Source organism: Ilumatobacter coccineus YM16-304 (assembly GCF_000348785.1).
Lineage (GTDB): Bacteria > Actinomycetota > Acidimicrobiia > Acidimicrobiales > Ilumatobacteraceae > Ilumatobacter_A > Ilumatobacter_A coccineus.
The window spans coordinates 330,973-355,166 of record NC_020520.1 but is presented as its reverse complement, the minus strand read 5'-3'; the positions used below and the strand labels follow the sequence as shown (position 1 = coordinate 355,166).

Below are 24,194 nucleotides of genomic sequence, written 5' to 3'. Positions count from 1 at the left end.
GCACGTCGGCAGCACGTCGGCCAAGCTCGAAGCATGGAACTGCTTCGGCCGACCATCGCCCTCATCACCACGCTTTCGCTCGCCGCGTGCGCGGGCAGCGACGGCGCTGGGCCCGACGGAACCTCGGACGCCGGCCCCTCGACGGACGCACCCGCAACGACCACCGAAACGACCGACGCCGCCTCGACGACGACTGCACCGACGACACCGGCGACGACGGATCCGGCCACGACGATTCCGCCGACGACCGTCGTCGAGACCACCACCTCTGTCGCCGCCACGACGACACCGGCACCGAGTTCGACGACTCCCGACGACGGCGGCGAACGCTTCGACCTCGACGCCCCGGTGCCGCCGGGTGAACTGGTCGTCGCGCCGAACGACGTCGTGGCGCTCCAGACCGACGGCGATCTGGTCCATCTCCCCGGCGCACTCGGCGTCGACGGCGCCGGCGGCCCCGTCCTCCTCGTCGACAACCCAGACCCACGGGAGCCGGTCGACGAGGGCACCGGCCCGAACTACATCTCCGACGTCGCCGGAGTCGTCGATGGTTCCCTCGTCTACGCCGACTGCTGCGAACCGGTGAGCGGCAACGTCTTCGCCCTCGCTGCACCGCTCGACTCGCGGCTGTTCGCCGTCGGCAGTGCACCGACGTTGAGCCCGAGCGGCGCCCGATGGGCCACTGCCAACTTCATGGCACTCACCGTCGTCGACACGACCAGCGGCGAGGGAACCGGGGTCCTGCTGAATCAGCAGCCCGGCGCCGAGATCCGCAGCATCATCGACCTCGACTGGGCAGACGACGACACCCTGGTCGCTGTCGTCGCCGCCGGCGACGACCCGACGTCGTTCAGGACCGAACTCGAACTGTTCGACGCGGCAACGCTGCGGTCGACGCTGACGGCGGAAGTCTCCGATCTGTCCGACCTCGACTCGACCCGGTTCGCGGGGACGACGTCCGATGGGATGATCGCCATCCACGTCACCGGTCCCGATCTCTCGGTCGTGCGGATGTTCGACCCGGTCACGCTCGAGGAAGACCCTGCTGCCGCCCTGGATTTTCCTCCGACGGTGACCGATGTCGAAGTCGACTCGAATGATCGCGGCATGCTGTGGATCGACGGCACGACGCTGTTCCATCTGCCGAGCGGGACCTTCGAGGCCCGCCCGCTCGCCGACGACATCCGCCATGCCTGGTTCGTCGACACCGTCTCCGCATCCGGTGTCTGACACCGTTTGACACGACGGTCCCGTCATCCGGTGTCTGACACCAGATGACGGCGCTGGGTCAGGTGTCGGTGCCGAGCGATCCGCCGTAGATCTGCCAGGCCAGCACCGACTTCGCGACGAGACTCAGCACGAGATACGCCTTCTCGCCGTAGATGTAGTCGCGCCACTTGCCGACGCCCTTGTACTGCAGCCACTGGTTGAGCGCGAAGCTGAAGAAGAAGACGAGTTCGGCGACGACGATGCCGTAGACGAAGCCGGGCACGGTGTCGGCCGTGACGACGTTGAACCAGATCGCGACCCACGGCGCGGTGCCGGCGACGCAACCGAACCAGAACGGCAGCATCGTGGTCTCAGTGCGTCCCGGAGGGTTGAAGCGCTCCTGCAGCCAGCCGAACAGGATCATCGACACGTTCGTGCCGGCGATGGCGAACAAGGCCGTGACCTCGGTGATCCCCGAGTACGCCGAGATCAGCAGGATCATGATCGTCGCGCTGACCGAGTACTCGATCCAACGGAACCGGTTGATCCCGTTTCGCAGGTCGGACTCGTAGGCCGAGCGAGCCACCGTGGCCGTGATCAGGTGATCGATCGCGGCGAGCGCGAGGAAGATCGCGATCGCTGCTCCGATGCGGACATCGACGAGTGTTTCTGCGTCGGGGACGCGACTTCCCGGAGGGCCGGTGGGTGGCGCGGTGGTCACCGCGATGACGAAGTCGCTCGCCATCACCAGAATCAAGACCGCCTGGACGCCGTGCAGGACGGTGAGGCCGAGATTCCAGAGTCGGAGGTTCTTTGCTCGTGCTTCGTCGAGTTCGATCACGTTCTACATGTACCCCGAATTCGCCGTGCCACTCTCACGATGCTCGACACTTCTCGCGGAAACAACGGTCACGCCCCCGTCATCCGGTGTCTGACACCAGATGACCGGTTGTGGGGTTCAGCGTTCGACGGCGGAGACGTCGAGGGTGAGTTGGTTGCCATCGACCGATCCGACCGCGACGGCGATCGTCGAGTTGAGATGCGCGAGTTCTTCGTTGGCGGTTTCGAAGACCAGCAGTTCCATCGGTCCGGCCTCGTTGCCGCGGCCGACGGCGCGGTAGCTCACGACCTCTTTGCCGGTGCCGATGCGGCCGCGGATGTCGAGCTGCTGGATGCCGTTGCCGTCGATGGTGACGTAGTCGACCCCTTCGACGGGCCGTTCGCCGTCCCAGTGCGACGACGTCGCCACGCCGCTGAACGGAACGTCGATGCGCAGGCCGGTTCCGACCTTGCCGATCGGGGTGAAGTCGAGGGTGACGACGATGGTGCAGAGGCTGGTGAGTGTGGGCATTGAGGTCTCCGGTTCGTGATGTTGGACAGATGTGAGCTGGGTGGTGGTGACGCTCAGCGCGTCACCAGACGGCGGCTTCGTCGAGGACGATCACCTTGCGAAGCCCGGTGAGGAAGTCGTCGAATCCCACGCTGCGTTCGGTGCGCGAGGCGACGTCGGGCACGGCAGGCCAGGCGACTTCGAGGTTCCAGTCGGCGAGGTCGGCGCGCACCGCGAGCTCCCAGCGTTCGGCGAGCTCCGCCGACGAGGCGGTGGCGACACCGTCGGCGAGTGCGGCCGGCTCCCCGTCGACGGGTTGCCACTGTCGGATCGCCAGGGGCAGGAGCCGATCGATCGAGTCGAGGATCTGGCGTGGCCGGTCCGGTGCGATTCGTGACATGAACTGCGCGGCGTGCGCGAGATGAAACGACTCTTCGCGAAGCGCTCGTGCCGCGAGCGACGCCACAGCCTGGTCGCTCGAGTCGAGCAGGGCCTCCCACCGAAGCGACTCGGCGCGGTCGTAGAGCCAGTGGCGTACGAGCGAGTCGCTCCACGCGCCGCACTCGACCTCGGCGAGTTGGCAACTGCGGAACTCCTTTGCGTCTCGCATGATCGCGAAGGCATCGAGTTCGTCGCGCGAACGGCCGGCATCGTCGAGCAGGATCTCGTAGAGCGCGATGGCGTGACCGAGCTCGTCCTGCGCGATCGAACAGAAGGCGAGGTCCTCTTCGAGAAACGGCCCGAGACCGATCCACGACGTGTGCCGAGCTCCGATCATGTGCTCGTCGTCGGCCAGGGCCAGCAGGAACTCGCGTGAACCGTCGGACAGGGTCATGAGCTCGCTCGGTTCTCTCGGCGACGGGCGGCCACAGCGGTGCCGTCGTTGTGGCGATGTGGTTTGTCGGCGGTGAGCGCCAGGTGGTCGGGGTCGCCGACCAGCACGTCGTTGCGATCGACGAGCCACATCTCGGCACCTTCACCCCGACGGCTGTGCGTCTCTCGGGCAAGCATCAACGCCATGTCGGGGTCGGGGGCATCGAGCGTCCCGGCGTGCCGGAACTCGTCTTTGCCCGGCTTCTTCAAGAACACCTCGTACGTGTTCACGCCCCACCTCCCCGAACCTGGTTATTTCCATCCGGGATGGAAATAACCAGGTTGGTGGTGCGCATGACTTCGACGGGGTTGCGGCAGGTGTTGCACCAGGCGATCGAGCGGCAGCGGGTGGGGCCGGCCATCGACTGATCGGTGACCGCGTCGCTGCCGCAGACCGGGCAGCGGAGGCCACCGTCTTTGCGGCGCAGCGTGACGGTGTACTCGTCGGACAGGCGCCGGGCTGCAGCGCTCGACATGCGATCGGTCGACCACACCGGGCCGGGAAGCCATGCGACCACGCACTCGGCGATGCCGGTGACGGCTTCGACCGATGCCGCCACGTCGGCGGCGATCATGTGCAGCGCCGGGCAACCCGAGAAGGTCGGGATCAGGCCGACGGTCGCTCGCGAGCCGACGACGTCGAGCGATTCGAGGAGACCCAGGTCGACGATGGAGACATCGGGATACTCCGGATCGTCGACCGCGGCGACCGCCTCACGAACAGCGTCGAGCATCGACACGGAGGCGACCGCGCTCGGGATGACAGTGCTCATCCGAGGGCCTCGCGCACCCAGGCGGTGTCGGCCCAGTTGTCGGCTGCCGTCTTGATGCGGCGAGCCGAGTCGGGGCCACCATTGCGCATGGTCGCCTTCAACGGCTCCCAGTCGATCGTGCTCGTGACCCACCGACCGGCGGCATCCTGATGGAGCTCGTCGTCGGGGATGCGGAACCCGTAGCTCTGCAGCAGCGGCACGTACTTCTGCACGTAGGCGTCGCGCAGCACTTCGTTGCGCTGCGACTTGATCTTCCAACGGATCAACGGGTCGGCGTCGCCCGGAGGAGAGTCGGGGCCGAACAACTGCACCGCCGGCCACCACCAGCGATCGAGCGCAGCCTGGAACATCTCGTGCTGCGTCGGCGTGCCCGTGGCCAGGCGCAGCAGCATCTCTTCGCCGTGCCGCATGTGAAAGCCCTCTTCGGCGACGATGCGCTTGAGCACTCGCTTGTACGGCCCGTAGGTGCACTCGGCGAAGACGGCTCGTTGACTCGCGAACGCTGCCGCGTCGACGAGGTAGGCGATCGCCACCTGATCGGCCCAGGTGACGGCTTGGTAGTGGAAGACGTTGTGGAAACGGGAGCGCCCGTCGAACAGCTGCTCGAGCATCTCGGTTCGCGTCTTCACGCCCATGTCGGCGGCGACCATGTAGAGCAGATGCGCGTGGCCGATCTCGTCCTGCGTCTTGGCGAGAAAGATCTGTTTGAGCCGCAGGCCCGGCGCGTGGGGGATCCAGTCGCGTTCGGTGAGCCCACCCATCAACTCGGAGTTGGCGTGGAACTCGATGAAGCGGAAGACCTCGTTGCGGTACTCGTCGGGCATCTCGTCGGAGGGTTCGACGATGCCGCCGTCGTCGATGAACGACTGGAAGTCATCGAGGTCGGACCAGGTTCGCCCGCCTGTCGGAGGAGCGGCCAGCGTTCTCATGGGTCCATCGTCGCGCGACGGCCCGAGATCGTCAAGGCCTTAACTATCTCGCTGACCGTTGCCGGTAGGCGTCGCCGGTCACGTGGCGAGGAGCTTGCGCAGCGTCGCCGTGAACTGCGCCAACTCGTCGGCCGACAACGTCGAGAACAGCTCGCGCTCGCGCAGGTTCTGCTGCTGATACGCCGAGGCGAGCACGGCGCGGCCCGCATCGGTCGGCTCGACGCTGATCAGTCGCCGGTCGTCGGTCCGGCGCGTTCGGGTGACGAAGCCGTCACGTTCGAGCGTGGCGACCACGCCCGACACCGCAGCGCGCGACACGCCGGACAGGTGAGCGATCTGCCGCGGCTCCAACGACTCGAAGACCCATACGGTGAACAGCACACGAAAGCCGGCGGTCGACAGCCCGGCGGGCCGATGGACCGTGTTCTCGAGGTCGCTGATGAGGCGCGCCGACGCCCGAAACAGATCGAACATCGCGGCGAACGTCGTGACGTCGATGTCGTCGCCGAGGTCGGACACACGAGCCGCGGCACGTGCCTCGAAGTCGTCGGCGCCGGGGGCGCCAGAGTCGGAGCCGGTCACGTCAGCTCGCCGGGTCGGACACGGCCACCGCGCCGCCGACGGTCAGGGTCTGCCCGCGGACCAAGGCGATGGTCTCGCCGAGATCGTTGACGACCATCACGTCGTGGATCGAACTCTTGCTGCGCTGGCTGATCCGTGTGCTCGTCGCCGTGAGGGTCTGGCCGACCAGGGCCGAGTTGATCCAGTCGATCTGCGCCGTGGTCGAGAACGCTCGCTGATCGCCGGCGTTCGACGCGTGCGCCATCGCCGTGTCGGCGAGCGTGAACAGCAGGCCGCCGTGACAGACCCCGAGACCGTTGCACATCTCGTCGGTCACCACCATCGACACCGTGGCCGAACCGTCGTCGACCGCGTCGATCGACATCGCCATGCCCTGCGCCACTCGGTCCTGCGCATGCATGCTCGCCGACACGTCGTGAGGTGATCGGGTACTCATCGTTCAGACGTTAACGAACCGACGGAGCTGCGCTTGCGGACGGTGCCCCGACCTAGCGTGTCGCGATGCCTGACTTCGCGAAGCAGAAACTCCGGAGCCGTTTCGAAGCCAAGCTGCTCGACGCCGGCGCCGCCGACGGTCATGCCGCGTTCGGGGAACGCAAGTCCGACGTCATCGGAACGATGAGCGGCACGATCGTCGAACTCGGCCCCGGAACCGGTGCGAACATGCGCTACTACCAGCCAGGTGTGAAGGTCATCGCGATCGAGCCGAACCCCCACATGCACGAGCGGTTGCGGGCGCAAGCCGAACGGCACGGCGTCGATCTCGAGATCCGCAGCTTGCGAGGCGAGTCGGTCGACGTGGCCGACGGTGCGGCCGACGGCGTGGTCGGCACGTTGCTGCTGTGCGGTGTCGACGATCCGGCCGCGGTCGTCGAGGAGGCGCACCGGATGCTCACGCCGGGCGGCGTGTACTTCTTCATCGAGCACGTCCGCTCGCCCGAGGGTTCGCGCACTCGACGGCTGCAGCAGGTGCTCCGACGTCCGCACCGTTGGATGTTCAACGGCTGCCGCATCGACCAGACGACCGCCGATCTGCTCCGCGCCGGGCCGTTCGCCTCGGTCGAGCTCGACGAGATCGATCGGGGACGCTCCGCCGCGTGGGTGCGTCACCAGATCATCGGCACGGCGACCAAAGCGTCGTAGAGGGCCGGCTCCCGTGAACGCGACGGCGCCCGCACTCGGATCCTGACCACCTCGCGGTGCGGATCCGGGCACGGGCGCCATCGGTTGTTCGTTGCAACCGACCGTCGTGCCGACTGGGCACGACGGTCGATGCGTCAGCTGGCCGGGCGGTGCGGCACGACCACGGGGATCTCCGCGGTCACGTCGACCACCATGTCGGTGGCGGCGGAGGTGAAGATGCACACCTTGCCCTCGTCACCGATCTTGGCGACGACGGCGTTGGAGTTGACGTCGCCACCTCGGTAGTTGACGTTCGCCGTGTTCGGCTGTTCCTCACCGCACGGGTACGCCGTTGCGTAGCCGGGGCCGGTCGGGTTGACCGTTGCGATGTTGAGCACCGCGGTCACCGCGTCGTCGGCGACGCCACCACGTCCGGCGACGATCAACTCGACCACCTCGCCGGCTGCGACGGGACCTTCGCCCTCGCGTTCACCGTCGACGGTCTTGTACTCGTCGGCGATACGGGTCTCGAGGATGCGAGCCGGTTCGACCGGATCGGGCGAACCATCGGCCGGGATGAAGCCGTTGATGTCGATGGTGACCTCGACGGTCTGGCGGGCGTAGATGCAGACGTCGCCGTCTTCACCGATACCCGCGGTGACCGAGTTCGACCGGACCTCGTCGGCACGGAAGTTGACGCTGGCCGCGAGCGGCCGATCGTCGTCACATGCGTAGATGGTCAGGTAGCCGTTGGTCGCCGGGTTGATCGCAGCGACGTTCATCACGACTGCCTTCGCATCGGCAGCGACGTCACCACGTCCGGCGACGTCGAGCTTCAGTGTCGTGTCACCGAGGATCGGGCCGTCGCCTTCGAACAGACCGTCGAAGGTCTTGGCGTCGTCGCCGACACGGGTCTCGAGGTACCGCACCGGGTCGATTGCCGTGGGCGATCCACCCGAGGGCACGTACGCGATGACGTCGGCGGTCAGCTCGGAGGTGCGGTTGGTGTAGATGCACACCGTGCCCTCGTCGCTGACCTTGGCGAGCACGGCGTTCGAGACGACCGAGCCGGCGGTGTAGTTGGCGTTGGCCGAGAGCGGACGCTCGGCGTCGCACGGGTACACCGTGAGGTAGCCCTTGGTGTCGGGGCGAATGGCCGCGACATTGAGCCACACGGCGTCGGCGCCCTCGGGCACCCCACCGCGCTCGAGCACGGTCAGTTCGACCACCTCGTCGGCCGGGTTCGGGCCGATGCCTTCGAACTCACCGTCGACCGTCTTCTTGTCGTCGCCCACGCGGGTTTCGAGGAGGCGGGCCGGGGTGAGCGCTTCGGTGGTGCCGGGCAGCACCGTCAACGTCTCGTTGACTCGATCGATCGACGGCGGTTCGACCGGCGAGTTCGCGTCGAGGTAGTCGTTGAGCGCATCGATGTCCTGCGGGCCCGGCTTACGGTCGAACGGGTCGACCTCGGCGAAGGTGTCGAAGTTGTCGCCACCGTCAGCGAGGAAGTTGTTGACCGCGACCTGATAGATCGCAGCGGGCTCGATGTCGACGCCGTTGAGCTTGACGTTCGAGACCTCCACGCCGGTACAGGTCGAGCCGACACTCGAGGTGACGAGGTCGTACGTGAAGCCCTCCGACACACCGAGGTGCAGGAACGGGCGGCTGCTGCCACCCGGCTGGCACTGCTCTTCGAGCACCGACTGGATCTGCGCTCCGGTCATCGGCAACACGAACATCGTGTTGTTGAACGGCTGGAACGTGAACGCTTCGCCGTACGTGACGACGCCGTCGCCTTCGCCCTTGTCGGACGTCGCGTAGGTGAGGTCGCTGCGCAGACCACCGGGGTTCATGAAGGCGATCTCCGCGTTGAGCGGAGCCTCGGCGGTCGCCGCGAGTTGCGCATCGGCGACGAGGTTGCCCGCTGCCGACTCGATGCCGCGGTTGCCACCGTTTTCGCCGCGCGTGATGTCGGCGGTGATGGTGCCCACCGGTGTGCTGCCGATCGATTCGGCGAGCGGCGACCACTTCTCGATGATCGACGTCTGCACGGGGTCGGGCGTGAGTTCGGCCTGCATCACCGGGTGGTTCACCATCGTGAACGTGTCACGATCGACTTCGCCGTCGTCGTCGAGTTCGAGGATCATCTCGGTGACGACTCGGCCGAACGACCAGGCGCTCACGACCGGACGCGGATCGTCGTCCGGGTCTGGGATGGAGCACGTGTACGGCTGGTGCGTGTGGCCGGTGACGATCGCGTCGATCTCGGCGTCGAGTCCTTCGGCGATCTCGACGACCGGTCCGGACACGCCGGCACAACCGTTGATCGCGAACGGACTCGGGATGCCACCTTCGTGGAGCAGCACGATGATCGTCTCGAGTGTCGGATGCGCCAGCTTGATGTCGGCCACGGCAGCGTTACCGGCGACGATCTCGTCGTGGAACGTGAAGCCGGTGATGCCGGATGCCGCAACGAGTTCGGGCGTGCCTTCGAGCGTCATGCCGATGAAGGCGATCTCGTGTCCGGCCTCGGTCGTCTCGACCGACCACGGAGCGATCGTGTCGGCGAAGTCGTCGGTGCCGTCGGGTGCGTCCTCGGTGACGTTCGCAGCGAGCCATGAGAACACCGCGCCCGAGAACTCTTGATCGCCAGGTGTGTCGTCGTCGTAGTCGGTGAAGTAGCAACCGTCGTCGGGATGGCAGCCGCCGTTCTGCATCCGCATCAACTCGGTCACCCCCTCGTCGAACTCGTGGTTGCCGACACCCGAGTAGTCGAGGCCCATTGCGTTGAGCGACTCGACCGAGGGTTCGTCGTGGAACAGGCCCGAGAAGTAGGGCGAACCGCCGATGAGGTCACCGGCCGCGACCGTGTAACTGTTGTCGGCGTCGGTCGCTTCGCGCAGCTCGGTCAGCTTCGCCGAGAGGTACTCGGCTCCACCGGCAGCTTGATCGTCGTCGAACGACCCGTCGATCGTGCCGGGTGTGTCGGCCTCGACATGGCCGTGATAGTCGTTGAACGACAAGATCTGAACGGTCTCGTCGCCGTCTGCCGCGCCGACGAGCGGTGAGACACCGCCGACGACCGCAGTCGTGAGGCCGAGCCCAGCGACCGTGACTGCAGAGACTGCAGCCCGTCGCCGCGAACGGCTGTGAAGTGTGGACATTTTTCCTCCGAAAGTTGGCGGGAAGTTCCTGAAGGTCGGGAACGAATCCAGGTTCTACCACCTCTCAGAGTGGCCGCGGGACCGCGCGGGTGAACATCCAGCGTCCGGGGGGTGACGGGAAGATTCGGCGCCGATCGGGGCCACCGTCGGCCACGTCACGACGCGCCGAGGATGCGGCTCGACAGCCTGATTCAGCGACGGTCGGAAGCGATGCCCTGATCGAAATCGGCGGGCGTGGGATAGTTCATCCGAAGCCACCACGGCGGCTCGAACGGCGTCCACGAACCCTCCGGAAGGGCGAGTCGATCAGCGATCACCACCGCCACCGACGGGTTGACCCCGAGGCCGCAGTGGCTCCCGATGATCTCGACGTTCTCGGCGCGAGGGCTCGCCTTGACGAGGCTCGCCGACCAGTGCACGATGCCGTCGCTGCGCGAGTACACCGAGGTGGTCGGCACCGGCAGCGGCCCGCGATCTCCGTCGGGTGGACCGAGACGAATCGGGCTGCCGAGGGTGATGACCTGCCGAATCGCGTCGGGCCGCTCGCGGGCGATCGCACGGGCGAACATCCCGCCCATGCTCCAACCCACCAGGCTCAACGTCGTGTTGCGTTCGACGAGCTCGTCGACGCGGCGCGAGAGCCCCTCGATGATCGCCTGCGTCGGGCCGAGGTTGATGCCCTGACGCCAGCCGTACGAGCGATATCCCAGCGACCGCAGCAGGTCGCGGAGCGGTTCGGTCGAACGGTCGTCGGTGAGCATTCCGGGCAGCACCAACACCGCGTGCCCGTCACCGCGCGGGAGACGTTCGAGCAGCGGGCGCGTGACGCGCATCGCGAGCCGTTCACCGACGGCACGTCCTTCGAGCGCCGTCATCCAAGCGGGAGGCCGTGGCGTCGATCGCATGAGAGCAGTATCGCATCGTGCGGCGGCCGGCCGAAGGCCATCAGGCAATGGCAACGGACGTGCTGTCGATCGGCGCCGAGTTGGGCGTGCGCAGCGGAACCGCGTCCATACTGAGCGCATGGACGAGCCGACGTACGACGCACTGTGCCTGTTGAGCTTCGGCGGACCCGAAGGACCCGACGACGTGATGCCGTTCCTGCGCAACGTGACCGCCGGACGCAATGTTCCCGACGCTCGCCTGGCCGTCGTCGCCGAGCAGTACGAACGCTTCGGTGGCCGCTCCCCGATCAACGACCAGAACCTGGCGTTGATCGACGCGCTGCGCGCCGAGTTCGCCGCGCACGACATCGATCTGCCGATCTACTTCGGCAACCGGAACTGGGAGCCGTACCTCGCCGACACGGTCGCGCAGATGGCCGACGACGGCGTGGCGAACGCGCTCGTGCTGGCGACCTCGGCGTTCTCGTCGTACAGCGGGTGCCGCCAGTACCGCGAAGACCTCGACCGTGCCGCAGCCGAGGTCGGCGAGCGCGCCCCCGGCCTGCACAAGCTCCGGCTGTACTACAACCACCCCGGCTTCGTCGATGCCGTCGTCGACCGCATCGCCGAGGTGCACCGACCTGGCGCGAGGCTCGTGTTCACGGCCCATTCGATCCCCGTCTCCATGGCGCAGTGGTGCGACTACGAATCACAGCTCGACGAGATGGCTCGCCTCGTGGCCGGTCGAGTCGGCGCCGACTGGGACCTCGCCTTCCAGAGTCGAAGCGGCCCGCCTCACGTCCCGTGGCTCGAACCCGACATCAACGACCATCTCGCGACGTTGGCCGAACAGTGCGTCACCGAGGTCACCCTGATGCCGCTCGGCTTCGTGAGCGACCACATGGAAGTGCAGTTCGACCTCGACTTCCAGGCAGCCGAGACCGCGACCTCCGTGGGCATCGACATGCGGCGCGCACCGACCGTGGGCACGCACCCGGCGTTCGTCACCGGTCTTCGCCAACTCGTGGAGGAGCGCACGGCGGGCGGCCCGGTGCTCTGGGTGGGTGAGGCCGGACCGTGGCCCGACCCGTGCCCGGCGGGCCACTGCCTGGCACCGGCCACTTCGACGCCCACCGGTGGCCGACCGACACCCTGACCACCGACCGTGCGAGCGGGCGGCCCTGACGTCGCCGCTCGATGCGAGATCTGAGTGCCGCACCCGCGACGCTGTTCGACACGGTCGAGTCGCCCACGCGGCGGCGACCGCAACGACTTCGACTCACGAACGACTCACGAGAGGCATCGACCATGGAGATCAACGGCATCAAGGCAATCCTGATCGGTGGAGCGTCCGGGTTCGCCCGTGCGACCGCCGAACGCATCGCGGCGGGCGGCGGCTCGGTGGCGATCCTCGACCGCGAACAGTCGGCCGGCGCCGAAGTGGCGGCCGAACTCGGCGGCACCTGGCACCCGACCGACGTCCTCGACTTCGAGGGGATCGAAGTGGTGATCGGCGAGGCGGTGGAGGCACTCGGCGGCCTCGACGTCGCCGTGAACACCGCCGGTGGCGGCAAGGGTGGCCGCACGCTCAGCCGGAGCGGGCCGTTCAGCCTCGACGACTTCCGCGCGACGATCGACCTCAACCTGGTCGGCACGTTCAACACCAACCGCCTCTGCGCCGCGCACATGGCAAACAACGAACCGAACGACGACGACGAGCGCGGCGTGCTCATCAACACCGCGTCGATCGCCGCGTTCGAAGGGCAGATCGGACAGGTTGCGTACACCGCCGCCAAGGCGGGTATCGCCGGGATGACCCTGACGATGGCACGCGACCTCGGCATGCTCGGCATCCGGGTCAACACGATCGCTCCGAGCCTGTTCGCGACCGGCCTCACCGCAGGGGTGAGCGACGAGCAGGCCGTCAACCTGACCAAGGACGCGGCGTTCCCGAAGCGACTCGGCCGGCCGGACGAGTACGCCCGACTGGCGATCGCGATGATCGAGAACCCGATGCTCAACGGCGACACGGTCCGTCTCGACGCCGGCACGCGGTTCATGCCCAAGTGAGTGTCGCCACCACACGGTCCGGACCCCGGCGCCTGAAGTCGAAACCTGCGGTGGTCGCCCGCGCCTACACTTCGGCGAGATGACCGAGAGCAGCACCAGTCGCATCGGTCGGCCTCCCAAGCTCGACGAGCACGGCACGCCGACGCGTGAACGACTGCTCGATGCCGCCGTCGAGGTGTGCGTCGAGTTCGGGTACGACGGTGCCACCCTCGCCGAGATCGCCCGACGTGCCGACGTGTCGACGCCTGCGGTGTACAGCCACTTCGACGGCAAGGCCGAATTGATGGTCGCTGCCAGCAGGCGACATCTCCAGCGGGTGCACGCCGACAACTCCTTCGTGCGCCCATCGGTGCAACGTGCCGTCGCGTTGTGGATGGATCCGCAGAACTCCACGATGCGCAACCTCAGCCTCGAGTTGCACGTCGCCGCGATCCGCCACCCCGAGGTCGCGACCCTGTTGGCCGAATGGCACTCCGCCAACGCTCAGATCCAACGCGCGGCCGGACTCAGCCAGACCCAGGTGAAGGTGCTGTACCTCATCCTGCTCGGGCTCGGGCACCGCGACCAGATCGGCCTCGACGTCGACGACGCCGACCTCTACGACGAGGTCGAGCGACTCGTCGCCGGCTGGGTCGACAGCTGATCCACCACGGCGCCGTCGACCGCCCGACGCTCCGCCGTCACGCTCCGCCCCCGACTTCGTTACTGTTCGTTCAGTAACGATGTCGAGCGCACGCGAGAGGGCTTCGTGGATCAACAACTCATCGAGCAGATCAAGGCCGACATGGCCTACGAGTTCGGGCGACTCGCCCCACCCGAAGGTTTCCCCGCCTTTCACGACATCTCCACGGAGCGGCACACGAGTCAGGAGTTCCACGACCTCGAGCAGGAGCATCTCTGGCCGAAGACCTGGGTGATGGCGGGCCGTGTCGAAGACATCCCGAACCCGGGCGACTACTACACGTTCGACGATCTCGGCGTGCCGCTCCTCGTGGTGCGCGGCACCGACGGCGACATCAACTGCTACTACAACACCTGTCAGCACCGTGGCGCGCCGGTCGTGCGCGACGAACGCGGGTCGGCGCGCCGACTCCGATGCCAGTACCACTCGTGGACCTACGAGGTCGACGAAGGGCAACTCGTGTCGGTGCCCGACGAACGCGACTTCGTCGGACTCGACTGGTCGGTCCGTTGCCTCCCCCGGGCGTCGTGTGACACCTACGGCGGCTTCATCTTCGTCAACCGCGACCTCGATGCCACGCCACTCCACGAGTGGATCGGCCCGCTCGCCCGCATGCTCGATCCGTTCCACGCCGAGGAACTGCGCGAGGTGTACCGCGAAACGCGCATCGTCCCGTGCAACTGGAAGGTCACCGCCGAGGCGTTCCTCGAGGTGTACCACTTCCGCCACATCCACTCCCACGACGGCGTCAGCGTGCTCGACAACCGCGGCGCCGCCATGGGTCTCTACCCCAACGGCCACAGTCGGATGATCACCCCGTACTCGAAGCAGAACGTCGAGCGGGCGGGGATGAGCTCATGGGACGACTGGAAGCAACTGCCGACCGGAGAAGCCGGAACGATCGACGGTCTCCCCGGCATGGTCGACTGCACCAGCACCGCAGTCAGCTTCTTCCCCAACGCGATCATCCCGCTCGGCCGCATCGGCTTCCCGATCAACCTGTTCTGGCCGATCGACAAGAACACGACCCGCCTCGACTGGATCTACTACGGCGTGCCGCCCGAAGGGTCCGATCGGTTCGACCCCGACGACCTGCCCGAGCACTGGCAGGCGCGTCGCAAGGTCTACAACCAGATCATGGCCGAGGACGAGATGAACATGGCCCCGATGCAACGCTCGATGGAGTCACCGGCGCTCACCGGCATTCCGATCAACTACCAGGAACGCCGCATCTGGCACCTCCACGAACAGATCGACCGCGTCATGGGCGATCACGTCCCCGAACATCTGCGCGTCGACCAACTCCTCGCCCCGTACCTCGAACACTGATCAGACCGCGCCCGGCTGCGCGCCACGGCGGCGGCAGGCCGGCTCCATCTAGGGTCGCCGTGTGATCATCCCGACGACCATGACCGCCGTCCTGCTCACCGGGCACGGCGGCACCGAGATGCTCGAGTACCGAACCGACGTGCCGACACCGACCGTCGGTCCAGGTGACGTACTCGTCCGCGTCGGCGCGGCGGGCGTGAACAACACCGACATCAACACCCGCATCGGTTGGTACTCGAAGTCGGTCACCGGCGCCACGAACGCCGGCGCTGGAGGGCTCGACGACGTCGACCGGACCGACGCCACCTGGTCGGGCACCCCACTCGAGTTCCCCCGCATCCAGGGAGCCGACGTGTGCGGCGAGATCGTGGCGGTCGGCGCCGAGGTCGACCCCGACCGCATCGGCGAACGCGTGCTCGGGCGAGCGATGATGCGCCACCCGCAGCCCGACCCGGCCAACCCGTTCGCCTGCTGGACGCTCGGCTCGGAGGCCGACGGTGGCTTCGCACAGTTCACCGCGATGCCGGCCTACGGAGCGGTTGCCGTTCGGAGCGACTGGACCGATGTCGAACTCGCGTCGATGCCATGTGCATCGTCGACCGCCGAGAACATGCTGCAACGCGCCAGCGTCGGAGCAGAACGGGTCCTCGTCACCGGAGCCTCCGGCGGCGTCGGCTCGGCTGCGATCCAACTCGCCACCCGACGTGGAGCCACCGTCACAGCGGTGTGTGGCGCGAGCAAGGCCGACCAGGTCGCAGCGCTCGGCGCACATCGTGTCGTCGACCGCGACGACGACCTCCTCGGCGCGCTGGAGCGCAACTCGTTCGACGTCGTCGTCGACCTCGTCGCCGGCGACGACTGGCCCGCCTTCATGGAGTTGCTCCGTCCGGGCGGCAGGTACGTGACGTCGGGGGCGATCGCCGGACCGATCTGCGAGATCGACATCCGCACGCTCTACCTCAAGGATCTCACGCTGTTCGGCGCCACCTTTCAGCCCGACGAGGTGTTCGCCGATCTCGTCGGCTACATCGAACGCAACGAGATCAGGCCGCTCGTCGCAGCGACCTATCCGCTGGCCGACATCGCCCGCGCCCAAGACGACTTCGTCGCCAAACGCCACGTCGGCAAACTCGTGCTCGTCCCGCCACGCTGACGCACAAGGTGCTGCCACCTCGAGAGGGTGGAGCGCCAGTTCGACGATCGACGGGCGCCAGCACCGGGCGCCGTCCGGTCACCAGTCGACTTCGGAGCGCAGCGGGGTGTCGGCACCGGCGCGCGAGCAGGTGATGGCCGCCGCTGCGACCGCTCGATCGGCGAACGTCTGCCACTCGGTGGCGCCGAGCTCGGCGAGCTCGATCGCCGCGCCGTCGAAGTGCTCGACGATCGACGTCAGCACGGTGCCGACGATCGTGTCACCGGCGCCCACCGTGTCGACGACGTCGACCTCGGGAGGCGTCGCCCGAGCCGACGTCGTCGGCGTCAGGATCTGCAATCCCTCCGACCCTCTGGTCACGATCACCGCACCGACACCGTTGGCGAGCAGCCACTCGGCCGACTCCTCGGGAGTGCGGTCGGGCCAGATCCACTCGAGGTCTTCGTCCGACCCCTTGTAGACGTCGACGTGCGGCAACCATCGCTGATGGAAGTGCCACCACGCGTCACGATCGTCGATGATCTGCGGCCGGATGTTGGGGTCGAGCGACACCATGCCGTCGTGCGACTCGGCGAGCCGCGCCAGCGTCTCGGCCGTCGGGCCGCGGAACATGCCCAGCGTCCCGCCGTGGACGATGTTGTGGGCGCCGACGATCGAGTCGGTGTCGAGATCAGCGAGCTGCGTGTCGGCCGTGTCGACCCCCTCGAACCGAAACCGCAACTGCGGGACGTGTTCGACGATCGCCTTCGCCGTCGGCGCATCGAACCGCTGGCACAACGACACGTCGACACCGTTCACCGTCAGATGGGCCAACAGCATCTCCCCGAACTCGTCGTTGGAGATGCCGCCGACGAAACTCGACGCTGCGCCCAACCGGGCCGCGGCGATCGCCACGTTCATCGGGCCGCCACCCGGCAGGGGAACGCGACCCGGCAGGGGAACGCGACCCTCGCCAGTGTCGCCGGCGGGCGTGTCGGGAACGAGGTCGACGAGCGCCTCGCCACAGCTGAAGATCACGTCGACACGATATTGGAGGTCGGGCCGGCGGCCGGCTCAATCGCCGATGCGTTCACCGTCGTCGCCGAACAGGTGCACGGGTCCGGTGATCGACACGTTGACGTGATCGCCTCGGCCGACCTCACTCTGCCCGTCTTCACGAACCACCAGCAGCAGCGCCTCGCCCTGATGCAACGTCTTCACGTGGAGGAACGACTCCGACCCGAGCGCCTCGACCACGACGACTTCACCTTCGAGACCGTCAGCACCCAACGACAGGTGCTCCGGGCGCACGCCGACACCGAAGCTCGACGACGGTTGCTCCGCGACGGCGGCACGCTGCGCGTCGCTGAGCGAGACCGTCAGCGAACCGACCATCAGTGCGCCGGCGTCACGCTCGACATCGACGATGTTCATCGCGGGCGAGCCGATGAACCCGGCGACGAACCGATTCTGCGGCGCGTTGTAGAGCGTGCGCGGCGCGTCGACCTGCTGCAGGATGCCGTCTTTGAGCACGGCGACACGGTGACCCATCGTCATCGCCTCGACCTGGTCGTGCGTGACGTACACCATGGTCACGCCGAGACGCGCCTGGAGATCGGCGAGCTCGGTGCGGGTCTGCACGCGCAGCTTGGCGTCGAGGTTCGACAACGGCTCGTCCATCAGGAACACCTGGGGCGACCGCACGATCGCGCGCCCCATCGCCACACGCTGCCGCTGCCCACCCGACAGGTTCTTCGGCTTGCGATCGAGATACGGCTCGAGGTCGAGGATGCGCGCGGCTTCGCGCACCTGGATCGCTCGCTGCTCTTTGGGAACACCCGCCTGCTTGAGCGCGAAGCCCATGTTCTCGGCCACGGTCATGCTCGGGTACAACGCGTAGTTCTGGAAGACCATCGCGATGTCTCGGTCCTGCGGCGGCTTCAACGTGACGTCGACGTCATTGATGAAGATGCTGCCCTTGTTGACCGTTTCGAGCCCGGCGAGCATCCGCAGTGCGGTCGACTTGCCCGACCCGGAGGGCCCGACGAGAACGAGGAGTTCACCGTCATGGATGTGGAGGTCGAGGCGGTCGACCGCTGGGATCTCGCTGCCGGGGTAGATCCGACTCGCTGCTTCGTAACGTACTTCAGCCATGACGCTGCTCCAGTCGGATGATGTGGACGGTGGTTGAGGTTTCGATCACTTGATGGCTCCCATCGCGAGGCCGCGGATCATTCGCTTCTGCGCGACCCAACCGGCGACGACGACCGGCAGCGTCGCGAGTACCGACGCCGCACTGAGTCCGGCGATGAACTGGCCCTGGAACTTCTGCTGCGAGTTGACCCAGACCGGGATCGTCGACGCGCCGGTGGGGTTCAACTGAATGGCGAGGAAGAACTCGTTCCACGCAAAGATGACGCAGAGCAGCGCGGTCGCGGCCACACCCGGTGCGACGATCGGCAAGATGACCTGCCGGATCTGGCCCAGCAGACTGCAGCCGTCGATCTGCGATGCTTCGATGAGCTCCTTGGGCACCTCGGCGAAGAACGAGCGCAACATCCAGACGGCCAGCGGCAGGTTCATCGCGGTGTACAAGATGACGAGCACGGTCCGTGTTCCCAGCAGCCCGTCGATCTCGATGAACCAGAAGCTGAACTTGATGTCGCGAGCGATGATCCAGATCGGCATGATCGCACCGACGATCGGGAGGAACTTCGTGGAGATGAAGAAGAACAGGATGTCGCGCCATTTCTTCATCGGACGGATGGCCAGGGCATACGCAGCCGGGATGGCCAGCGCCATGACCAGGATGGTCGAGATGAGCACGACCCAGAACGAGTTGCCGAACGCTTCGGTGAAGCTCAGCAATCCCTGAGAGTCTTCGGTGACCTCGGAGAATCGGTCGAGGGTGGGTTCGAAGAACAGTTTCGGGCTGGCACTGGCGTCGGCCTCTTCCTTGAAGCCGTTGAGCACCATCCAGAACAGTGGGAAGAAGAAGAGCAGGCCGATGAACCATGTGAGCAACGCCAGCAGGTTGGCGACGATGCGGTTCTGACCGAGAATCGGCTCCGCCTTGGGGGCTCGAGTGAAGATTGCCATCAGGAATCGTCCTCCAGGAGGCCGGACAGCACGCGCAGGCCGATGTTGGCGATGATGATCGAGGCGATGACCACGATGATCGAGTAGGACGACGCCAGTCCGAATCGGTTGCCACCGCCGATCGATCGTTGCGCGATGTAGAACGGCAGGTTCTTCGAGTCAGGTGAGCCACCGGTGATGATCTCGATGTGGTCGTAGACCTGGATGAGATAGATCGCTCCGAGCAGCGTTCCGAGTTCGAGGTAGGGGCGGAGCTGCGGGAAGGTGATCTGGCGGAACGTGCCCCAGCTCGTCGCACCGTCGACGCGAGCAGCTTCGAGCGTCGATGCGTCCTGGCCCTGGAGACCCGCGAGCACGATCAACATCATGAACGGACTCCACTGCCAGACGAGAACGACCACGACCGACGCCAGCGGGAATCTGGTCGCGAACTCGGTCGGCCCGAAGCCGAGCGTTTCGATGAACCAGTTGATGACACCGAACGTGGAGTTGAACATCTGCGTCTTCCACAGGAGACCGGCAACGACCGGCATCACGAGGAAGGGCGTGATCAGCAGCGTTCGAACGAACCCCTGTCCGAAGAACTTCCGGTCGAGCAGGAGAGCCAGGCCGGTCCCGACGATGAGCGAGAGCAGCACCGCGGACACGGTCATCTTCACGCTGACCCAGGCGGCGTCGCGGAAGAACTTGTCGTCGGGCAAGGCGGCGTAGTTCTCGAACCCGATGACCTCGCGGGGTTCCGGCGTGTCGAGACGCCACTCGGTCAGGCTGTAGAACAGCGTGAAGAGAAACGGAATCTGTGTGACGAGAATCGTGAAGAGCAACGCCGGCAGAATCGGGAGTCGGCGTTTCCAGCCCTCGCGACGTTCGAGTCGTTTGACCTCGTCGGCGTGATCGGTCGGCTCGTCGTACTCGATCGATTGTGGTTCGGTGTGTTCGGTCACCGCATCGGACATGGCTTTCCCCTCGCTGTCGCCCCGGTTCGGACAAGGTCTGACTGGGCAACCACGTCCGCAGCGCTGACCAGACCGGCCTTCGATGGAAGGCCTCCGTTGTTCACTTCGTACTGAGTGGTGATGGTGGTGGTGTTCAGTCTCGTCCCGCTCGTGCTCGCGCACAAGAGGGACGAGCGAGCCCTGACCCCTCAGCCGGGCCGGGCTCGCTCGTCATCCTCTCGGCGGGAGGATCAGCTGGAGACTTCGGAAGCGATGATGTGGCAGTCAGCCAGTGCATCATCGACGCTCATCGAGCCGGCGATCGCTGCGGAGAACAGCTCGGTGCAGCGGGTGCCGACGTCCTGGAACTCAGGAACACCGACGTACTGCACGCCAGGCAGACCGGGCCGCGGCGTGGTGCCGGGGTTGTCGATCGGTGCTGCAAGCATCGCGTCGAGGGTGCGCTGAGCGAATGCGCCGGCGGCTTCCTGGTACTCGGGGCGCTCGTAGAGCGACTGACGGGTGCCCGGAGGAACTGCACGCCAACCGTCTTCTGCCGCGATGATCTCGTGGTAGTCGGCGTTTGTTGCCCAGTCGATGAACTCCCATGCAGCCTCCTGGTCAGAGGTGCTGACCGGGATGGCGAGGGTCCATGCCCACAGCCAACCGGATGCCTCGGTCTCCTTGGTCGGAGCGAGTGCGAAGGCCGTGTTCTCGACGACGTCCTCGGGGAAGAGGCTGGCGGCCACGGTGGCGTCGTACCACATGGCGACCTTGCCCTCTTCGTAGAGCGTCTTGCACTCGTTGAAGCTGGAGTTGGCGGCATCGTCTTCGCCGGCGTCGTTGAGCAGGTCGACGTAGAAGTTCAGCGCCTCGGCGAACTCGGGTTGATCGACCTGCGATTCACCGATGGAGCCGTCTTCGTTCGCTGCCCACCAGGTGCCACCGAAGGTGTTGAGGACGGTGGTGAAGGCTGCGCCGAGGTCACCCCAGCCGGGCTTGCCGCGGAGGCAGATGCCGGCCATCTCGTCGGAGTCGATCTCGCGTGCGATTGCCGCGACCTCGTCCCACGTCGGAGCATCCGGCATGTTGTCGATGATGTCGGAGCGGTACATCACGAACGACGACTCGGCGTAGAACGGCGAGGAGTAGAGCTCACCGTCGACCGACAGACCGTTGCGGACCGCCGGGATGAGATCGTCGATGTCGTAGGTGTCGGACGCGGCGGCCAGATCGTTGAGGCCGACGAGCCACCCGTTGGCACCGAACTGCGGCGTCTCGTACATGCCGATCTGGACGACGTCGAACTGCTCGCCGCCGGCGCCGACGTCACGGGTGGTGACTTCACGCAGGGTCTGCTCGTCGAGCACGGTCAGGTTCACTTCGATGCCGGTCTCGGGCGTGAAGTACTCCGCCGCGAGCTCGCCCATCCGGGTGATGTTGTCGTTGCCGACGAGTGCGACGGTGATCGAGCGATCAGCCTCGGCTGCCGGTTCTTCGGCCGGCGATTCGGCAGGTTCTTCAGCCGTTTCCTCGGCCGTTTCTTCTGCCGGCGCCTCGGCTGGTTCGGCTGCGTCGTCGCTGCCGCATGCACCGGCAACGAGCGCAAATGTGGCAAGAACCGCCGGTGCGACGATCCTCGTCTTGATCTTCTTCGTTCGAGCCATTGCTCCCCCTTGAGTGGTGACGAACGGCACTCTGCCGGTTCGTGAGCCCCATTGTTAGTTGGCTTCATGTTGGAATGCAAGACGAATTCGCGATATTCCCACACAAATCTTTGCTGGACACTTGGCTTCATGTTGTTTTAGGGTGCCCGGTGTGCTCGACGACACAGTGACGCTCCCCATCTCCGCCGACTCACTGCGCGCGCTGAGCACGACGGTGGTCGTCCCCGACTACGACCGCACGGCGCTGCGACGCAGCATCGTGCACATCGGCGTCGGGGGCTTCCACCGAGCTCACCTGGCCACCTACGTCGACGATCTCGCCCGACGAGGCCACACCGACTGGTCGATCGTCGGCGCGGGAGTCCTGCCGTTCGACGCCCGGATCGCCGAGGTGCTGCGCCGCCAAGACCACCTGTACACGCTCGTGTCGAGAGGCGCCGCCGAGACCGACGTCCAGGTGATCGGCAGCATCGTCGACTTCGTGCACGTCACCGACAGCCCCGACGAACTGGTCGCTCGAATCGCCGACCCCGACACACAGATCGTGTCGATGACCATCACCGAAGGCGGGTACCCGGTCGACGACGTGAGCGGCGAGTTCGTCGCCGACGAATCAGCACCTGGCGGCGCGTTCGACGTGCTCGTTGCCGGCCTCGCCGCGCGCCGCGCGACGCACGGTCACCCGCTCACCGTGATGAGCTGCGACAACATCATGACCAACGGCCGAGTCGCCCGAACCGCGACCATCGGCGAAGCAGCCAAGCGATCCGACGACCTCGCCGAGTGGATCGACACGCACGTCAGCTTCCCGAACAGCATGGTCGATCGCATCACCCCGGCGACCACGCCCGCCGACATCGACTGGCTGCGCGACGAGATGCACATCTCCGACGAGTGGCCCGTCGTGGCCGAACCGTTTCGCCAATGGGTGGTCGAAGACGACTTCGCCGGCGACCGGCTTCCTCTCGAACACCTCGACGTCATCGTCACCGACGACATCGAGCCCTACGAGCTCACCAAACTGCGGCTGCTCAACGCCGGACACTCCTGCCTCGCCTACCTCGCCGCGCTCGACGGGTTCGAGCGAGTCGACGAGGCGATGGCCGATCCGGCGCTGCGAGCATTCGTCACCGACCTCCTCTACACCGAAGCGAAGACGACCCTTCCCGACGCCGCAGGCATCGATCTCGACGACTACATCTCGTCGCTGATCGAGCGCTTCTCCAACCCGGGTGTCGGCGACCAGATCGCCCGGCTCTGCCTCGACGGGTCGGCCAAGTTCCCGAAGTTTCTGCTCCCGACCGTGCGAGCGCAGCTCACCGGCGACGGATCGATCGAGCGGTCGGCGCTCGCGCTCGCCGGGTGGTGCCAGTACCTCGCCACCGTTGACGCACCATCGGCCGACCCGCTGCTCGACCGAGCGGTCGCACACGCCACCGCTTCCCGAGACGAACCGGCAGCCTTCCTCGGCTTCACCGAGGTCTTCGGTGCCGACCTGAGCGGCTCGGACGCCTTCACCCGGGCCTTCGTCGACGCACTCGCCGCCCTTCGCGGCGGCGGGGTACAGTCGGCGATCGCCGCGCTCATCACACCCGACTGAGTCCGCACCCGATCGATGACCGACAGCGCCACCTCCACTCAGTCCCCCGCCCTGTTCCAGGCGCAGCGGTTGCAGGAGATCGCGTCGCTCGCCATCGAGCACGGTCGAGTCGAGGTCGCCGACCTGGCGAAACGATTCGACGTCACGACCGAGACGATCCGTCGCGACCTCTCCGAGCTCCAGAAGCGCCGGCTGGTCCGTCGTGTCCACGGCGGCGCCACCCCCTGGGAGACCGGTGGATTCGAGCCGCTCCTCTCGGTGCGCGACGACCAACACGACGACGAGAAGCGCCGGGTGGCAGCGGCCGCGCTTCACGAACTCCCCGACACCGGCGCGGTCATCATCGACTCCGGGAGCACCGCCGGCCGCTTCGTCGAGTTCATCCCGGTCGAGACCAAGCTGCGCTTCGTCACCAACTCCCTGCTCATCGCTCGCTCACTGAGCGAGCGCACCGACGCCGACGTGATCGTCATCGGCGGCAAGGTCCGCAAGAACACGTTCGCCATGGTCGACTCCCAAGCGATCGAAGCCGTCGAACCGCTACGCGTCGACACGGTCTTCATGAGTGCCGACGCCGCCACCGCATCGTCCGGGCTGACCACGCCGTATCGTGAAGAGGCAGCCTGGAAGCGTGCGATCATCCGCTCCGCCCGGCGGGTCGTGATGCTGCTCGACCACTCGAAGTTCGAACACGAACACTTCGTGCGCTTCGCCGACTGGTCCGACGTCGACGTGCTCGTGACCAACACCGAGACCGACCCTGCGCAGATCGCATCGATCGAAGCAGGCGGGACCACGGTCGTGCTGGCCTGAC

Annotated in this window: 24 protein-coding genes; 9 read left to right on the top strand and 15 right to left on the bottom strand. The window is 66.5% G+C overall.

What is annotated here, in order from left to right; genetic code table 11:
- Window positions 1-33: 33 nt before the first annotated feature.
- Complete coding sequence (locus tag YM304_RS01620; RefSeq protein ID WP_015439881.1) at window positions 34-1,230, top strand: hypothetical protein; 1,197 nt, start codon at window positions 34-36, stop codon at window positions 1,228-1,230.
- Window positions 1,231-1,288: 58 nt separating this feature from the next.
- Here the strand turns inward: YM304_RS01620 and heR are convergent, their stop codons facing one another.
- The 8 genes from heR to YM304_RS01580 form a co-directional block, all read right to left on the bottom strand.
- Complete coding sequence (heR, locus tag YM304_RS01615) at window positions 1,289-2,050, bottom strand: heliorhodopsin HeR (protein ID WP_015439880.1); 762 nt, start codon at window positions 2,048-2,050, stop codon at window positions 1,289-1,291.
- Window positions 2,051-2,167: 117 nt separating this feature from the next.
- Entirely contained in the window at window positions 2,168-2,560 is a 393-nt protein-coding gene (locus tag YM304_RS01610) for a DUF3237 family protein (RefSeq protein WP_015439879.1), read from the bottom strand.
- A 61-nt stretch (window positions 2,561-2,621) separates the two neighbouring features.
- Window positions 2,622-3,374 (bottom strand): 1,2-phenylacetyl-CoA epoxidase subunit PaaC, encoded by a 753-nt coding sequence (gene paaC, locus YM304_RS01605; RefSeq protein ID WP_015439878.1) that lies wholly within the window; start codon window positions 3,372-3,374, stop codon window positions 2,622-2,624.
- Window positions 3,371-3,643: a putative ring-hydroxylation complex protein PaaH gene (gene paaB, locus YM304_RS01600; RefSeq protein ID WP_015439877.1), complete on the bottom strand. Its 273-nt coding sequence runs from the start codon at window positions 3,641-3,643 to the stop codon at window positions 3,371-3,373. Before paaB ends, paaC begins: the two co-directional genes overlap by 4 nt.
- Window positions 3,640-4,185, bottom strand: a complete 546-nt coding sequence (locus YM304_RS01595; protein ID WP_015439876.1) for a PaaD-like zinc ribbon domain-containing protein — start codon at window positions 4,183-4,185, stop codon at window positions 3,640-3,642. Before YM304_RS01595 ends, paaB begins: the two co-directional genes overlap by 4 nt.
- The gene (gene paaA / locus YM304_RS01590) at window positions 4,182-5,114 is read right to left on the bottom strand and encodes a 1,2-phenylacetyl-CoA epoxidase subunit PaaA (protein ID WP_015439875.1); all 933 of its coding nucleotides are present in this window, start codon (window positions 5,112-5,114) and stop codon (window positions 4,182-4,184) included. Before paaA ends, YM304_RS01595 begins: the two co-directional genes overlap by 4 nt.
- Before the next feature lie 78 nt (window positions 5,115-5,192).
- Window positions 5,193-5,696, bottom strand: a complete 504-nt coding sequence (locus YM304_RS01585) for a MarR family winged helix-turn-helix transcriptional regulator (RefSeq protein ID WP_015439874.1) — start codon at window positions 5,694-5,696, stop codon at window positions 5,193-5,195.
- A 1-nt stretch (window position 5,697) separates the two neighbouring features.
- Window positions 5,698-6,132: a hotdog fold thioesterase gene (locus YM304_RS01580; protein WP_015439873.1), complete on the bottom strand. Its 435-nt coding sequence runs from the start codon at window positions 6,130-6,132 to the stop codon at window positions 5,698-5,700.
- Between the two features lie 65 nt (window positions 6,133-6,197).
- Here YM304_RS01580 and YM304_RS01575 point away from each other — a divergent pair, with 65 nt between their 5' ends.
- Window positions 6,198-6,839 carry a class I SAM-dependent methyltransferase gene (locus tag YM304_RS01575; RefSeq protein WP_015439872.1) on the top strand — a complete coding sequence of 214 codons (642 nt, stop codon included), beginning with the start codon at window positions 6,198-6,200 and terminating at the stop codon, window positions 6,837-6,839.
- A 134-nt stretch (window positions 6,840-6,973) separates the two neighbouring features.
- Here YM304_RS01575 and YM304_RS21720 read toward each other — a convergent pair whose 3' ends face one another.
- Together YM304_RS21720 and YM304_RS01565 are read right to left on the bottom strand one after the other, a co-directional pair.
- Window positions 6,974-9,841: a bifunctional metallophosphatase/5'-nucleotidase gene (locus tag YM304_RS21720; protein ID WP_162142012.1), complete on the bottom strand. Its 2,868-nt coding sequence runs from the start codon at window positions 9,839-9,841 to the stop codon at window positions 6,974-6,976.
- Window positions 9,842-10,173: 332 nt separating this feature from the next.
- A complete protein-coding gene (locus YM304_RS01565) occupies window positions 10,174-10,887 on the bottom strand; it encodes a lipase family alpha/beta hydrolase (protein ID WP_015439870.1) in 714 nt (237 codons plus the stop codon).
- A 118-nt stretch (window positions 10,888-11,005) separates the two neighbouring features.
- Here YM304_RS01565 and YM304_RS01560 point away from each other — a divergent pair, with 118 nt between their 5' ends.
- From YM304_RS01560 to YM304_RS01540, 5 genes are all read left to right on the top strand, one after another.
- Window positions 11,006-12,022: a ferrochelatase gene (locus YM304_RS01560; protein ID WP_015439869.1), complete on the top strand. Its 1,017-nt coding sequence runs from the start codon at window positions 11,006-11,008 to the stop codon at window positions 12,020-12,022.
- Between the two features lie 152 nt (window positions 12,023-12,174).
- On the top strand, window positions 12,175-12,936 hold the full coding sequence (locus YM304_RS01555; protein WP_015439868.1) for an SDR family NAD(P)-dependent oxidoreductase: 762 nt from the start codon (window positions 12,175-12,177) through the stop codon (window positions 12,934-12,936).
- Window positions 12,937-13,015: 79 nt separating this feature from the next.
- Window positions 13,016-13,579 (top strand): TetR/AcrR family transcriptional regulator, encoded by a 564-nt coding sequence (locus YM304_RS21715; RefSeq protein WP_015439867.1) that lies wholly within the window; start codon window positions 13,016-13,018, stop codon window positions 13,577-13,579.
- Between the two features lie 105 nt (window positions 13,580-13,684).
- Complete coding sequence (locus YM304_RS01545) at window positions 13,685-14,947, top strand: aromatic ring-hydroxylating oxygenase subunit alpha (RefSeq protein WP_015439866.1); 1,263 nt, start codon at window positions 13,685-13,687, stop codon at window positions 14,945-14,947.
- A gap of 61 nt (window positions 14,948-15,008) precedes the next feature.
- Window positions 15,009-16,100, top strand: coding sequence for an alcohol dehydrogenase family protein (locus YM304_RS01540; protein ID WP_015439865.1), 1,092 nt, complete (start codon window positions 15,009-15,011; stop codon window positions 16,098-16,100).
- 78 nt (window positions 16,101-16,178) lie between these two features.
- Here YM304_RS01540 and YM304_RS01535 read toward each other — a convergent pair whose 3' ends face one another.
- From YM304_RS01535 to YM304_RS01515, 5 genes are all read right to left on the bottom strand, one after another.
- Window positions 16,179-17,117: a PfkB family carbohydrate kinase gene (locus tag YM304_RS01535; protein ID WP_015439864.1), complete on the bottom strand. Its 939-nt coding sequence runs from the start codon at window positions 17,115-17,117 to the stop codon at window positions 16,179-16,181.
- Window positions 17,118-17,153: 36 nt separating this feature from the next.
- Window positions 17,154-18,233 (bottom strand): ABC transporter ATP-binding protein, encoded by a 1,080-nt coding sequence (locus tag YM304_RS01530; RefSeq protein WP_015439863.1) that lies wholly within the window; start codon window positions 18,231-18,233, stop codon window positions 17,154-17,156.
- 45 nt (window positions 18,234-18,278) lie between these two features.
- Entirely contained in the window at window positions 18,279-19,178 is a 900-nt protein-coding gene (locus YM304_RS01525; protein WP_015439862.1) for a carbohydrate ABC transporter permease, read from the bottom strand.
- Entirely contained in the window at window positions 19,178-20,134 is a 957-nt protein-coding gene (locus YM304_RS01520; RefSeq protein WP_015439861.1) for a carbohydrate ABC transporter permease, read from the bottom strand. Before YM304_RS01520 ends, YM304_RS01525 begins: the two co-directional genes overlap by 1 nt.
- A 230-nt stretch (window positions 20,135-20,364) precedes the next feature.
- Window positions 20,365-21,780, bottom strand: a complete 1,416-nt coding sequence (locus YM304_RS01515) for an extracellular solute-binding protein (RefSeq protein ID WP_015439860.1) — start codon at window positions 21,778-21,780, stop codon at window positions 20,365-20,367.
- Window positions 21,781-21,931: 151 nt separating this feature from the next.
- Here YM304_RS01515 and YM304_RS01510 point away from each other — a divergent pair, with 151 nt between their 5' ends.
- Entirely contained in the window at window positions 21,932-23,380 is a 1,449-nt protein-coding gene (locus YM304_RS01510) for a mannitol dehydrogenase family protein (protein ID WP_162142011.1), read from the top strand.
- A gap of 15 nt (window positions 23,381-23,395) precedes the next feature.
- Window positions 23,396-24,193, top strand: a complete 798-nt coding sequence (locus tag YM304_RS01505; protein ID WP_015439858.1) for a DeoR/GlpR family DNA-binding transcription regulator — start codon at window positions 23,396-23,398, stop codon at window positions 24,191-24,193.
- The last annotated feature ends 1 nt before the right edge of the window (window position 24,194 follow it).